At 51.3% G+C, this 14470-nt stretch carries 10 protein-coding genes and 2 pseudogenes; 4 read left to right on the top strand and 8 right to left on the bottom strand.

Annotated features, from left to right (window positions below; translation table 11 throughout):
* Positions 1-105: 105 nt before the first annotated feature.
* Together ACMGFL_RS15370 and lipP1 are read right to left on the bottom strand one after the other, a co-directional pair.
* Complete coding sequence (locus ACMGFL_RS15370) at positions 106-870, bottom strand: IclR family transcriptional regulator (RefSeq protein WP_436936476.1); 765 nt, start codon at positions 868-870, stop codon at positions 106-108.
* A gap of 920 nt (positions 871-1790) precedes the next feature.
* A complete protein-coding gene (lipP1, locus tag ACMGFL_RS15365) occupies positions 1791-2654 on the bottom strand; it encodes a LipP1 family hormone-sensitive lipase (protein WP_495849335.1) in 864 nt (287 codons plus the stop codon).
* Here lipP1 and ACMGFL_RS15360 point away from each other — a divergent pair.
* Entirely contained in the window at positions 2617-2919 is a 303-nt protein-coding gene (locus ACMGFL_RS15360) for a hypothetical protein (protein ID WP_436936474.1), read from the top strand. The genes lipP1 and ACMGFL_RS15360 overlap by 38 nt on opposite strands.
* Before the next feature lie 79 nt (positions 2920-2998).
* On the opposite strand, the gene ACMGFL_RS15355 is transcribed toward ACMGFL_RS15360, so the two are convergent.
* The 4 genes from ACMGFL_RS15355 to ACMGFL_RS15340 form a co-directional block, all read right to left on the bottom strand.
* Complete coding sequence (locus ACMGFL_RS15355) at positions 2999-4093, bottom strand: Gfo/Idh/MocA family protein (RefSeq protein ID WP_436936473.1); 1095 nt, start codon at positions 4091-4093, stop codon at positions 2999-3001.
* A gap of 991 nt (positions 4094-5084) precedes the next feature.
* A complete protein-coding gene (locus tag ACMGFL_RS15350; RefSeq protein ID WP_436936574.1) occupies positions 5085-6014 on the bottom strand; it encodes a mannonate dehydratase in 930 nt (309 codons plus the stop codon).
* 565 nt (positions 6015-6579) lie between these two features.
* On the bottom strand, positions 6580-7620 hold the full coding sequence (locus ACMGFL_RS15345) for an ABC transporter ATP-binding protein (protein ID WP_436936472.1): 1041 nt from the start codon (positions 7618-7620) through the stop codon (positions 6580-6582).
* A gap of 17 nt (positions 7621-7637) precedes the next feature.
* On the bottom strand, positions 7638-8705 hold the full coding sequence (locus ACMGFL_RS15340; RefSeq protein ID WP_436936471.1) for an ABC transporter ATP-binding protein: 1068 nt from the start codon (positions 8703-8705) through the stop codon (positions 7638-7640).
* 161 nt (positions 8706-8866) lie between these two features.
* Between ACMGFL_RS15340 and ACMGFL_RS15335 the strand changes: the two genes are divergently transcribed.
* Together ACMGFL_RS15335 and ACMGFL_RS15330 are read left to right on the top strand one after the other, a co-directional pair.
* Positions 8867-9871, top strand: a complete 1005-nt coding sequence (locus ACMGFL_RS15335; RefSeq protein WP_436936470.1) for an ABC transporter permease — start codon at positions 8867-8869, stop codon at positions 9869-9871.
* Positions 9858-10844, top strand: coding sequence for an ABC transporter permease (locus tag ACMGFL_RS15330; RefSeq protein ID WP_436936469.1), 987 nt, complete (start codon positions 9858-9860; stop codon positions 10842-10844). The genes ACMGFL_RS15335 and ACMGFL_RS15330 overlap by 14 nt, the downstream gene beginning before the upstream one ends.
* A 1152-nt stretch (positions 10845-11996) precedes the next feature.
* Here ACMGFL_RS15330 and ACMGFL_RS15325 read toward each other — a convergent pair.
* A pseudogene (locus ACMGFL_RS15325) lies at positions 11997-12856 on the bottom strand (transposase); the annotation flags it as partial.
* A gap of 120 nt (positions 12857-12976) precedes the next feature.
* Here ACMGFL_RS15325 and ACMGFL_RS15320 point away from each other — a divergent pair.
* On the top strand, positions 12977-13861 hold the full coding sequence (locus ACMGFL_RS15320; RefSeq protein WP_436936468.1) for an NAD-dependent epimerase/dehydratase family protein: 885 nt from the start codon (positions 12977-12979) through the stop codon (positions 13859-13861).
* 19 nt (positions 13862-13880) lie between these two features.
* On the opposite strand, the pseudogene ACMGFL_RS15315 reads toward ACMGFL_RS15320, so the two are convergent.
* Positions 13881-14470, bottom strand: a pseudogene (locus tag ACMGFL_RS15315) (transposase domain-containing protein); the annotation flags it as partial.

Genomic DNA, 14470 nt, shown 5'->3' with positions numbered 1-14470 from the left:
GATCACCGTGACAATAGTGTCATTATCCCTACCACCACGCTGTAAGAAAACTTCTGCACCACCGCCGTTTGAATCTAAAGTCTCAGCAGCGAACCGCCACGGGTCTTAGTAGTGTTTTACTTCGAGTTCGATAACATTAGCCCGATCCGTGAGCTCCTCGACGAGTTGGTTTTTGATCCGCGATTCGTCAAACCGCGTCTTTGGTCCGGAAACAGATATTGCTCCGACTACCTTCGTGTTTGTACGGATTGGCACGGCTACAGCACAAATATCTTTGTGATGTTCTTCGTTCTCAACTGCGTATCCACGCTCGCGGATTGATACGAGCTCGTCGAAGAGCTGATCCTCATCGGTAATTGTTGCATCAGTTGCACTCGGTAATCCATGTTTGTCAATAATGTCTTGCACGTCGGACTCCGGCATATGAGCGAGAATGGCTTTGCCGAGTGACACCCAGTGGAGATATGTGAACTCTCCTGTGACGGCGTTGTCGTACACTGCATCTCCTCCTTCGGACTTGTACAAAAGAACTCTTTTTCCTCCTTCTTCAACGCCTAGACTCGCCACCTCTCCAGTCGTCTGGGCAACCGATTTAACCTTATCTTGGGCGGTTTTGTAGATTTCGTGTCGACGCCTTATCTGCGCCCCGTGTTCGAGGAAGCGTAGACTCAGTTGATACTTACTACCAACTCGTCGGAGGTAGCCTGCTTCCGTCATCGTCTTCAAATGGATGTGAGCAGTACTCGTAGGCAAATTGAATTCGTTGGAGATCTCCGTCACGGAACTTGTGCCGCTTTTAGCGAGATAACGGACAATATCGAACGCAACTTGAACCCCTTGTAGTGTTTGCGTGCCTTGTTTGTTGGTCATTACCACAATATTCGATGCCTTGGTAAAAATTTTTTACGGATATTAAGTCTAATGATACGAACAACTCTCATTCTTCTGAGACCCTGTTAAATCGTCCTACCGAACGGAGCCTTGACATTCGGTGCCCCTGTTTCATTCTCTCTTATGAGTGTGATAATAACAATAAGAATATCCAATTATATTGGATTATGTTTTTATAGTCTTTACATATCCGTTATCTGGAAAAGTTCGACTGAATTCGGTAGATTCTCTTACAAATTACCTTGTTTATATATCACAGATTACATGGAGTGCCTTGCCCTTGGAAAAGCGATAAAATATGTTTGAACGGAAGAGACCTCTTCACTGAAATTCGTTGCGCTGTGTCGGCACGCATCCGAGACTATTTTCCTACTATCTTGGATAAACGATTGGTCTCTTTAGACGCATGGCCATAGTCAACTCGACACTTATTCGGGGTGAACGAAAACTTTGGCTACCCCCACCGCTACACACAACTCTCGTGGGTGTTGGTGTGGATGTCTCCATCAGCGTATACAACCCCGCCGTTGCCCAACGTACTGTCGGTTGACTATATCGCTCTCATCCAGTAACTCGTGGTTTCGAAAGCTGTTAGTATAGACAGATTGGGACGCTGGCAAGCCAGCAAAAGTCGAATCGTCGATTTGTCTGCAACTTTCGCCGGATGAACGTATGTCTCACCAGCCCTACGATCCCGACACCGAACACCGGTAGCTGAATCTGTAGCGGTTCAGTCAAAGAACGGACAGAGTACAGTCACCTACACAATAGCTCGATATGCCCGATCGGGTTTTATTGAGTTCAGGGAAAATGCTATAAAAGAGCGTCTGTGTAATTAAGTTGATCAGTCAAATTCAGTAAAAGGTTTACTCCCCCTCGAGGGCGTTACTCCGCTGAAATTACACACTGAAAGCTGTTTCGAGATTGTCGATCACGATGGTCCGTGCCTCAACGCTGCGATCGAATTCCATGCCGACGAACCCATGAACCATCCCCTCGAAGTTGACGTGCTTTACCGGAACATCGGCACGATCGAGGCGCTCTGCGTAGGCTATCCCCTCGTCCCGAAGTGGATCGAAGCCCGCCGTGACGATCGTGGCAGGCGGGAGGTTCTCTAGGTTCCTCGCTCGAAGGGGTGCCGCAAACTGGTTATGCCCGGCAATTTCGTGTGGGAGGTACTGCTCCCAGAACCACTTCATGTCCTTTTTGGTGAGACCATACCCTTCAGAGTTTTCCTCGTAGGAAGTCGTGTTGAAAGAGTGGTTGAGGACAGGATATAACAGCGACTGATGGCTGATAGAAACCGACCGCCTCTCCCGTGCCAAGAGCGCAACCGCTGCAGCGAGATTTCCGCCAGCACTGTCGCCGCCGACGGCGATCCGCTCTGGATCCCCACCGATCGATCTCCCATACTCTGTTGTCCATTCTATTGCGGTAAACGCATCGTCGAGTGCGGCAGGGAATGGATGCTCGGGCGCTAGTCGATAATCGACGGTGATCACGAGACAAGGAACCTGATTAGCGAGTGTTCGAAGGAGCGGTTCCGAACTTTCGATACCACCCGTTACCCACCCGCCGCCATGGAACCAGACGAGGATCGGCAATTGAGTGTCCAGCGTCGGCGTGAACGTCCTGATCTGGAGGTCTCCGTCCGGTCCCGCAACTAAGTAGTCAGAGATATCCTCGACCGATGCTTCTTCTGATTCGCCATCGAACAGTTCGTTCATGAACTGGCGTGCCCCGTCTGGCGAAAGGGAACTCATCGGGGGAGATCCCTCTGAAAGTCGGAGTAACTCCCGTGCCTCTGGGGCAGGTTCTGCGGCTCTCACTTTTGTAGATGAGTCGTTTACTGAAATAATAGTTTCGCTCGATACCAGCGAATCGGTCAGTGTTGCTAATTCCATGCAAGACGAGCTACTGGTTTCATCAGGCACTCTCGAAATGTATGAGGTCACTGAAACAGATAATTTTCCTAAAAGTCAAGTAATTTTAAAATTAACATATATCTTATATAATATAGGGGTTTGAATATTTCGGTGACATTCGACCGTCCCGCCAGTGGAACCTCTACAAGGGATAGGGAGTCGTCGCTTAAACGGCGGGTTTTTCACCAAGAAGTGATTTCGATGTCACGGAGCGGACGGCTCAGCGGAATGTCTACGTCCGCTCCCGTGTAATGAGAAACGTAAAATCCGATGATGATCTCAAGCGATTTTGTCGCTTCCTCCGGTGGGGATTTGTTTTTCGCGTCTCCTTTGACGACTGCGACGACGTGCTTTGCAGCGCGTTGAAACGCCTTCTGATAGTCGTCGTCCCACGACCACGTCCCGTCGATTCCTGGAAGGTTCTGCTCAACGTGAGTGTCATCCTCTAGCGTCCAGTATCGCCACTCTCCATCGTCGTTGTTGAGGTAGAGCTTTCCTTCGTCCCCGATGAAAATATAGGACATCGATGAGATGTCACGTGCCACCGTACAATCGATGGTAACGAAGGTTCCGTCGTCCATGACAACGATTCCACCACCGCCAGCGTCATCCACAGCCCGATCGCCGTCGAGAGCGTCGACGGCATCGTTCTCGCCATTAATGTAGCCACTAACGGTAGCGGCACGCTCCCCGAGGAAAAAAGCCAACGTATCGAGAAGGTGTGTTGAGTTCCGCAACAATTCTCGTCGGAACTGTGCGTTGACGGATTTGACATCACCGATGAGTCCGTCGCCGATGCGTTCACGAAGACTGTCGATGCGTTCGGTAAATCGGAATGAGTGATTGATAACGAGTTCAATCCCGGCAGATTCACAGATCTTCCGCATCTCTTCGGCGTCGGAAATGCTGGATGCGATGGGTTTTTCACACCAGATAGCATCGGGAGTGTTCTCGGTTTGTGCGACGTCCACGACGTGGTCGTGGTGTAGATACGTCGGAGTGCACACGGAGACGATGTCGAGGTTCATCTCTTCGACCATTTCGACGTGGTCATCAAAGCGCCCCTCGATGGGAATGTTCCATGCTTCACCGAACTTGTCCGCCTTCTTGGAGTCTATATCGGCGACTGCCACAAGTTCGATATCCTCGGTCGCGTTATATCCCCCGGCGTGACTCGCCTGAAATTTCTTTTGACCCATGTCTTTCTCGTTGTGCATCCCGAGAATTCCCATTCCGGCGATTCCGCCGGTACCGATAATCCCGGCTTTCAGATTCATGCGTTCGATCAACGTCTCGCCTCGTATTAGTTTTTTATGGTGGACGTTGCACCTAACATAGCGAAAAGGATGGAGAGATTTGACTCCTGCTAGAGGTGATTAAAATTTATCTTTCCGAGTTGACTGAAGTGTTGGTCGAACTCAAGATTTTAGAGATGTGTGAAGCCGACGAAATCTACGCAACAGTAATGAGAGCGGTCAAATAAGAAATAAAGACGAGAGTCGGCGCGAGCGTGGACTCGAAAATAGGATGAGAAGATTCTAATCGGACAAACCGCCAGTCGTAACACTTGTCCGTCGAAACGACTCTCAAGTTGGGTTTCAAGTCCGGGAGAATCTCCAAGACATACGCGGGGTAGTTCTGATGGAGGATGATGAAACGGTAATTCTGTGTACCGACAAGTATGACGCTTGTCTGGCAATCGCGGTATTGGCGCGTGCGGTGATGGGCGACGCCCACTTCAACAAAATCAAGAACCGCCATGGCCCCCTTCGCCGGTCACCGGTAATTTCAGAGAGCCTCTCATAACACCATATTCAGCGGTGAGAATGGAGATGACTATCTTGGAATCGCTGACCCCGAATATGCAGACAACTATGCGGACTATTCTATGGTACGCTGTGATGGCAGCGATCGACACCCAGCCAGTCTAAGACTGTCTCATCTTCATGCAACGACAACTCCATCAAGTGAAGTCGAACCGCGAAACAGTGCACGGGCGTCGCTGCACGCTTCTTCTCCCTAGCGTCTTAATTGCTATGTCAAAGTACTCTCTGAGGGAGTCTGCGAGTTCCATAAACAGTTCCCGCTATGACTCCTCGTTTCTCAAACTCCCTGGACTAGAAGTGCCCGATATAATGTCCGAACAGCTGGCTACTCATGGATGGTATCTTGGTGGCCACGGAGTAGGCGAGCCGCGGATGGACAATCTACCCTTCATGGGTATCGCTTCCTCCCACCATCAGAACCCAGCACTTCTTTTCGAGATACCTACTCCAGCAACCCCTTGATATAGCCGATAGCGAACAGTCGACCCATATCTGTGTATCCTGCCATCGCCTCATCGCGGTCGTCTTCCCCGACCATTCGCGGGACGTGGTCTGGCCGGAGCGGACCCTCAAATCCGATGTCCTGATACGCTTCGATCGCGGTTTTCATGTCGGTCGGCCCGTTGTCGTGCCAGGTTTCGACAAAGGAATCCGCATCCCCATCCACATCGCGAAAGTGGACGAAGTGGATGCGGTCACCAAATCTTCGTATCGCGGACGGAATATCGGCGTTCATCGCGGAAAAGTTACCTTGGCAGAACGTAATCCCGTGCCGGGCACTATCGTACATATCTAAAATTCTACGATAATCCTCAACCGAAGTCACAATTCGTGGGACACCTCGAATCGGGGTTCGCGGTGGATCGTCAGGATGTAGTGCAAGATTGACGCCTGCACTTTCAGCGACTGGGACGACTTCGTCGAGAAAGTACTGGAGATTCTTCCACGATTCTTCTTCGGTGATACCAGCAGCAGGATGATCGGGTAACCCTTTTATCCAGCGGTGGTCATACGCTGTTTTCTGTGAGTCGCCACGGCCAGGGACAGAGTCAGAGGTTCGGATCGCACCGAGTGGGTTTTCAGTCCAGACCCAGCAGTACGTATCGATATCGAGCCTTCCCATGTTCCGGATGAGGTTCTTGACTGTCTCGATTTCGGCGTCCCTACCGTCAGTCCCTCGGACAACGTTCTGCATGGGCGGACGATCTTCGACGACGTCGAGTGAGAATCCCTGATCCGCGAACCTATTTCTGGTTCGCATGAGCGTCTCGTATTCCCACCAGTCGTCGACGCCCCAGAACCGTACCACCGCCGAGTGGACGCCCAATTGCTTCGCAAGCGTCCAGCGGCGATCAGGATGCGGTGGGAGTATGAGTGCCGGGTCTATGCCGTCAGACGTTGCTTTGCTGTCCCGACGAGCAGTTCCACCGGTTAGTCGATCCTGTCCGTCATCAGACATTATCGAACACCATTGTGGTTGCTGCAATCATAGGATCCGTCCGTCTAGTCACCGGAAACGGTGACACTGTTGAGCGGTGAGTGTCGCGACGAGTCGAACTCCGGTCCCGTAGTCGCTGACCAACAGAACTCGTAGTCGGGTTATTGAGTGTCACCCGTGAGTCAGTAAGAAACCCCGGCCTTCTCGTGAGTCTGACGGTCCAACCAGTGTCGAAGAGATCGATAGAACGTTTCTCACGAATGTATCGGAGAGTTTGCGAACTGAGACAGTACCTGAACCGGAAGGATAGTGAGCGGCTGTTGCTATTCATCTTATCATAAGAATATATGATTAGATCGACTAAAATATACCGGTTAGCGAATATCAGTTCTAGTAATTACCATGATGAACTGTTCGAAAAACATGGATGTTGTCTCAGAGTACCATCACGACGGAGTAATTTTCAGCTCCTCACAGGCTCTTCCACTCCGAATAATAGTCACGTCTCGTCCAGCGGGTCGCTCGCCCAGTATTCGTGGCCGTCCTTAGATCGGAAGCAAGCAACGTAGTGGTCGTCTTCCGTTTCGTTAAGCGAGGGCGTTATTGATGTACAGGCCTCTCTGGCCTCGGGACATCGGGTGTGGAACCGACAGCCCGATGGGGGATTCACCGGATCAGGAATGTCGATGTCCCGGAGTGGCAACTCCCGTTCTGCTTCCGGGGTCGGCGAGAGACGCGGTGTCGCCCATTTTAATGCCTTCGTGTAGGGATGAGTCGGATCGTCGATTATTTGATCGACTGGGCCGATCTCGACGAGTTCGCCCAGATACATGACACCGATTCGTCCGTCAGCCCTGTCCGCTAAGTACTTCGCATTTGAGAGATTGTGGGAGATGAACAGGAACGATGTCCCAACACTTTCCTGGATCTCGATGAACAGATCCATCATGTCAACGCGCAACGAGACATCGAGGGCACTGATTGCCTCGTCAGCCAAAATCAGATCGGAGTCCATCAGTAACGCCCTGATGAGAGCGACCCGCTGTTTCTCGCCGCCGCTCAGCTGGTGGGGATACCGGCGTGCGTAATCGGCCGGTGGAGCCATCCCGACGAAGTTGAGTAGTTTATGAATAAGTTGTTCACGATCCTGATTAGATAATTCCGGATACCATTTCTCTAGTGGCTGCTTGAGCGTCGGCATCACGCGGTGATTCGGATCGAGTGCGCTTGATGGGTCTTGGTGGATGATCTGTAACGAACGACGGATCTCTTGGGACGAAATGGTGACCTCTCCACGTCCGTCCTTCGCATCCCAAATGTCTTGCCCTCGGTATCGGACGGATCCGTTCGTCGGTCGTTGCAGGCCGATCGCTGTTTTTCCAAGAGTCGTTTTTCCACAACCGCTCTCCCCGACAAGAACGACGACGTCACTCTCCTCAATATCTAGAGAGATGCCGTCGACTGCGTCGACTTTCACCGGGCCGCTAAACAATTCTCTGAGCCCTGCTGACTGTTCGAACGATACCTCGACGTTGTCCATCGAAAGGAGTGGTGGTGTCATAGATCCTCCAGCGTGTTTTCGAGCGGAATTTTCTCACTGGCAGCCTCTGAATAGAAGCACGCCGATTGGTGTCCCGGGGACACTTCATCTAGTGGTGGTTCCTCGGTTTCGCACTGGTCGTCTGCGAGCGGACATCGAGGGTGATACGAACACCCGGAGGGTGGGTTGACTGGATCCGGGCTCGATCCTCCAATAGCTTCCATCTCTTCGGTAACGGTTTCAAGACTCGGCGTGGACATAAGCAATTCCCGGGTGTATGGATGAGAAGGATTACTCAGAACGTCTATTGTCGAACCAATTTCTACGATATCGAACGCGTACATCACGGCTAGACGATCGGCGAGGTCGGTGACAAGTGGGAGGTCATGTGTGATAAAAATGATAGTCAGGTTGTATTTGTCCTTGAGGTTTTCGAGCAACGAGAGTATCGCCCGCTGCATGAGTAAATCTAGAGAGGCAGTCGGTTCGTCCATCACGACGACTTCTGGATTGAGTACCAAGCTGAGAGCGAGAAGAGTGCGTTGCCGCATCCCTCCACTCAATTCGTGGGCATAAGATCGCAAGACTCGCTCGGGATTCAGATGGAGGTCGGACAATAACTCGCGTGCGCGTTTCATTCCTGTTTCGACAGCCACGCCGTGACGAGTGATCGTTTCCCGAAAGTGTTCCTCAATCTTCATCGTCGGATTGAATGAGTTCATCGCCCCTTGGAAGACCATCGAAACTTCTTCCCATCTGTATGATTTCATTTCGTTACTGTTCAGGTTGAGGACATCATATGGTTCATTATCTTCGTGGTACAGAATCTCTCCTGTTGTTGTGCCGGGGGCGACAACCGCATCCAGAAGCGACGATGCAAGCATCGACTTCCCACTCCCACTTTCTCCAATAATACCGAGAATTTCGTTTTCGTAGACATCGAGGGTGACATCGTCTAATACTCGAGACGTGCCCCGTTCCATCCCGAACTCGACGGTGACGTTACGGATTTCGAAGATGGAATCAGTGGTGCCTCGTCTCGAGTGCTGGTCTCGCCCGTGGTCGGAAGCATCCCGATCCAACATGGGGTGAAAAAAACTGCACCACTATTTTAATCTATCGATGGTAGCAACAATTCACTCATGCATACGGAGGACGCGGTTCCCGATTTACGGAGAATTATAGTTTTGATCCGCGCCTTCCCAAAACACTTATTTTGGTTCCTTTACAAACCCTTCACTATCGTATGCACTACTACGTGAAACGGTTGACCCAGGCCATCGTCACCGTAGTTGCTGTCGTTTCTCTCACGTTCTTTTTGATCCGATTCATGCCTGGCGGACCGATGGACTACGTTCGGGCACAGCTCATCTCACGGAATCCGAACATGTCTCCACAAGAGCTTGAATCGCTGATAGATGTGTACATCAACATGCAGCCCGACACCCCGCTGTGGCAACAATATGTAGATTACATGGGGAGTATCCTCACGGGGGACTTGGGGAATCCGCTCACGATAGACAGATCTGTCAACGAAATAATCGCTAATGCACTCCCATGGACGATATTTTTGATGGGGACCGCTTTGATCGTCCAGTACATCCTTGGCCTCCTGCTGGGCGCATTCATGGCGTACTACGAGGGAACTCGATTCGACGCGGGAATGAGTGCGCTGTCAACTGTGTTGTACTCAGTCCCGTATTACCTCGTTGCACTGTTGCTCCTGATTCTGTTTGCGTACCAGTACCCTTTCTTCCCAACTGGCGGGAAGATGGATCCGAGCACGGTGGCAGGTTTCAATTTGCCATTCGTGGTCGGCGTTTTCAAACACGCTGCGTTACCGATACTGTCGCTCGTCATTACCGGGTTCGGCGTCGTCGCACTCCGCATGCGTAGTAACAGTATCAGCGCACTCGAATCCGATTACGTTCGAGTCGCCCGCCTTCGAGCACTATCGGGACCTCGCATCGCCTACCGATACGTTGCAAGAAACGCGATGCTCCCCCTGTACACGGACTTCTTGATCGGTCTCGGAGTCGTTTTCGGTGGGTCGGTCATCCTTGAAGAGATTTTCAAGTACACCGGTATCGGGTATTACATGCTCCAAGGCGTCTACAGCCGCGATTATCCACTTATGATGGGAACTTTCATCGTGCTCACACTAGCAGTGGTTCTCGGCGTGTTGCTCGCAGACCTGACCTACGGACTTGTCGATCCCCGTGCAGGAGGTGGTGACCGTGAGTCGTACTGATGACACTCCCGTCGAGACGTTCGAGTTTATTGATGATGTCGAAACGGATAGCGATAACCGCTCCGATCTTTACAAAACGTTCGACCAGTACGTTGCGGCGCCAGCAAGAGTCATTTGGAGTGACTGGCGGGGGAAATTAAGCATCGTTCTAATTGCGTTCTACGTCTTTATGGGTACTGTCGGCGTCGTATTGGTCCCCACGCCAGAATCGGACGTTGCACTGTCTTATCTCTCACCCTTCCAGATGCTGGAACATCCATTAGGAACAGATCTTCAGGGACGTGGCATCCTCCGCCTATTGGTACATTCGACGCCCGCGATGCTAAAAATGGTAGCTGCCGGGGCACTGTTCACGACGATTGTAGCGACAATCGTTGGCACCGTGTCCGGCTACAAGGGTGGCCGTGTCGATTCAGTCTTAATGACATTCACGGACATCGCTATGACGATTCCGGGCCTCCCGCTGGTTGTTGTCCTGTCGGCGATTTTTCAGCCGGAAAGCCCTGCACTCGTCGGGATCATCCTCGCGATCAACGCTTGGGCAGGGCTTGCTCGAGCGCTCCGGTCAGAGATACTCACCCTACGTGACGAAAGCTACGTCGAAGCCTCACGTGCCATGGGAATATCACCAAGAACCATTATTGAGTGGAATATCCTTCCTAATGTCATGCCATACATTATGATCCGATTCGCTAATGCTGTCCGCAACATTATGTTTAGCTCAGTTGCGCTCTATTTTATCGGTATCCTCCCAACAAGGAACCTCAACTGGGGTATCATGCTCAACGAAGCATACAATCAGGGTGCAATGTACAGCTTCGGCCGAATGCATACCATCGTTATTCCATTTATTGCGATTACTGCGTTCATCTACGCGTTCGTGCTCTTCGCCCAGGCTTCAGATAGCGTCTTCAATCCACGGATCCGTGTGAAAAGTGAAAAGACTGCATCGGAATCCGAGTCTGAGCTCTGAACCCAGTAACTCCCAGACACTATTTCTTGATGCCGCGCTTCTCCGCACGTTCGCAGGGCCTTAGAGTTGTGCTCTTCGGAAACAGCTGTAGGTTGAGGGGATTCGGCGTTGTCAAAGTGCAGCGGGCAGAGGTAAAACATTAGTAGAGGGCGTCAAAGATGAGTCCACATGGGTTGCTAAATCAACTCTAACGAAGTGATAACGCCATACACTTGATGCACACTGTTCTTAGCTTGTTGTAGCTATGCCTAAGAGAAGTTCGGAGTCGCTGTCGTCGAAGAAATCGTACGAGATGTGGATGAATTGGTCGCTGCGTGTGACAATCTCGGAGTCAGCCGCTCCGAGATCGTCGAAGCCATCCTCTCAGCATTCGTTCAAACCGAGACGAACCACGTTGAACGGGTTCGAGAAATAATCATTCGAAAACGAAAAAGCACTCTCTAACCAATTCTAAACATCGTGCACTTAGTGTACACACCTCTAAGATAATAATCCGCTATAATAGTACTCAACCTGACTGTAGTGTGTGAAGAGTTCTATGACACGCTAACGACCTTGCCAATTGGTAGTGGCCTGAGAGACGGCCGAAGATCAATCCCCGAATGAATACTGCTTGCAAGTGCCGTGGAGAACAGTCCACTCAATCGTTCGGATTCGTCGGCCGCGAGGGTAGCTTCTCTCTTCGTCGACAGACCACCAGAATGATTACACTAAGGACGAACACCGCCGAGAGTATCACGAGATCTATGACTAAAATGACGAAGGTCGCGGTCCCCCGATCTACCACCGGATATGCGAGAAGCGAGAGAAACAACAGCGTCGTCGATAGGGAAAAACCTACGACGAACAGTTCTTTGTTTCTGCAGACCCGAATCCAGAATCGATCAGAAAAATCAGATGACATTTTTAGAGTGACTATTTGGTTGGCTCTTAATCGTTGCCTCTTCCACGAGGCGGAGTTCAGATACGGGTTGATGGCTGAGGCGTAGCTTTTTCTGAGTATTCATGCCGGAAAACTTGTTTGCTTCAGGATTAGTATAGACTAGTTCAATTTAAATCTTTTGAATGTAAGCGACACTGGAATATTTGCTTAAACTCAGTATTCAACTGCGCCTTCCTGGTTATCGCCTTCCAATACTGTCTCTTTTAATAATACACCTGCGCTCGTGCGCGGGCGCGCCCTCGAGCGCAGACATGTCGAGGCCGCAGTCCTTGACTGCACTATTGGTTCGTTCGACTTCTAACTGGTGGTTGTACGTCCCGTCCAGCATCGATTGCTTCAGCTGAACTTCCTCGCTGTATTCCTCGATGCGGTCTCCGACCCTGTACTTGATATCTTTCGGGTCGTCAGTGTTTCGCCCCTTGTACGGAGCGACTGGCACGACCCCTGCGGCCAGCAGGAATTCGTGCCAGTCGAGCGTGTCGTAGGCGCTGTCATCGACCATTCAGATCGTCTCCTCTGGCGTTGCTTACTCTCTGTGAACGCCGCCGCAACCGGGATCTTTTGCCCGGTTGAGAGGATCGTACAGCTGAAGCCGTAGTAGGACTCCTCGGCTGTTGGATCGTGGCACTTCGGGGCGTCTTGATCGGCAGGCATCGTCCTCACGTCGACTGAATCGATACAGTAGGTCAAATCGAGCAGGTCGCCTGCCGCGGCCTGCTCGACGAGATGGTCGAAGGCCTCGTCAACGATGTGTTCAAAATCGGTGAGGAAGCGATCGACCGTCGTCCCGAGACGCGGTCAATCGAAGCCACAGCTCAGGCAAACAATCGCGTTCTGAAGCTCCCCCAACCGGACGAATGCCGTAGATGTCCTTGTTGTAGCAGTGCAGAAAATTCCGTAGCAGCTCTGGTAGTTCGTGCACTCGTGTTCGCCCGGCGGAGACGGGGCGCGTACGTCAAACTCTTCGAGAAACCCGGAAGAGAAATGCTCAAACAACTAGCGTCTCCGTCTCCGCGATATTCAAGAACGACCCTACCGAAGGATCATCTTGCAAAGTCGCTGAACTCATTCCACAGCAGCGTTCATGCTGCTCTTTGATGTGATAGCTGTTCTATAACACCCTCACAGCTACACACTACCTCGGGGTGAGCGAAAGATATTAGCGGTTAGCCCTGTCAATATCAGTAAAATGTCAGTATCAAAGGTAGCAGTGACTGGTGGCAACGGTAAGATTGGATCCGCAATCCTGAACCATCTAGCGGACGCCGGGTATGAAACCGTCAATATTGCTCGTGGAAGTCGCCGTGAAGAGGTGTCCGACGAGTATATCACGACAAACTTGTTGGATGCCGGAGAGACCTACGGTGCAATAGCGAAAACCGACATCGACGCGGTTATTCACATGGGGACAATCCCACACCCAAACAGCGATCCCGACTTTCGCGTGTATGAAAGCAACGTCATGTCGGCGGCACATGTCATTGAAGCGGGTGATGCACTCGATCTGGAAGCGATCTGTCTCCCCTCAAGCATCAACGCGATTGGGAGTGAGCATCAAGAACGGAACGCAAAGATTCAGTATCTCCCCGTGGACGAAGCACACGATAGAACGCCAGACGACTCGTACGGAATCGCCAAGCACGCCATGGAGGTGACAGCAGACGGGATTGCTAGACGGCCATCCGCAGATCTTACCATCTCATCGATTCGATATCCCTGGGTTCCGAACGACGACGAAGTAAGAGAAATGTTCGCCGACGCGGACCGATCGCTGGCTGCGCTCCCGGAGGCCCACACAGGGACGACGCGCGATGTCTTATTCTCGTATTTGCACATCGATGACGCAGCCTCGATCGCACGGCGTGCGATCGAGGCTGACCACGACGGTCACGAGGTGTTCTGGGCCGTCGCCGCAGATACGACCGCAGCCGTTCCGACAAGGACGTTGATCGACGAATACTTTCCAAATGTCGAAGTGCGAGAAGAATTGACCGGCACCACATCGTTGATCGATATCTCGAAGGCCAAGCGCATGCTTGGCTGGGAACCGCAGCGAAGTTGGCGAGACATCTGAGCACTAAACGAGGTAGTGGTCAGATAAGCTGATTCCATGCGAAATCTAAGGTTGTGAGCCAGTCGTCGGCGTCTGGTTCGATGTGACTGAAACAGTTTGAAAGATAAGAATGATATCATTTTATATCTCTAGAAACATGTCTGACAGCATCTCGATTTCCATGTTTTGCGTATCTGAAATCGAGGCCGTGCCGCGAACTGGCATTTTTCATCGAGTGCGAGCCATCGACGAGAAGCACGGCGTTAACGAGACGCATCGCGTCTCGTTTGCACACCAGAAACCGCCGATTTCTGGGGGCGTCGTCAACGTCGTGTTTCTCGTGGAGTTCGGCAAAGAATGCGTAATCAATAATATTGTTAGTGGTCGATTCAAGCTTTGTATGGAGCAATTCGTTTGTTTCAGGATCGACGGTAGCGTACAGCCAATACTGCTCGTCGCTGAGCCGGATCACAGGTTCATCAACCGCAACGTGATCCGGACTCTGTCCATCTTCGGGCTGTAGATCGGTTTTGTAAAACCAATTATAGACGGTGGATCGTGCGCACTCGACACCAAATGCCAAAAATAATTACATATTTGAAAGATATAGTTTAGCAAGATGCAACTGAA

This window comes from Halovenus marina (assembly GCF_051414115.1).
GTDB lineage: Archaea > Halobacteriota > Halobacteria > Halobacteriales > Haloarculaceae > Halovenus > Halovenus marina.
The sequence above is the reverse complement of the archived record's forward strand: the minus strand, read 5'-3'. Positions and strand labels throughout refer to the sequence as shown.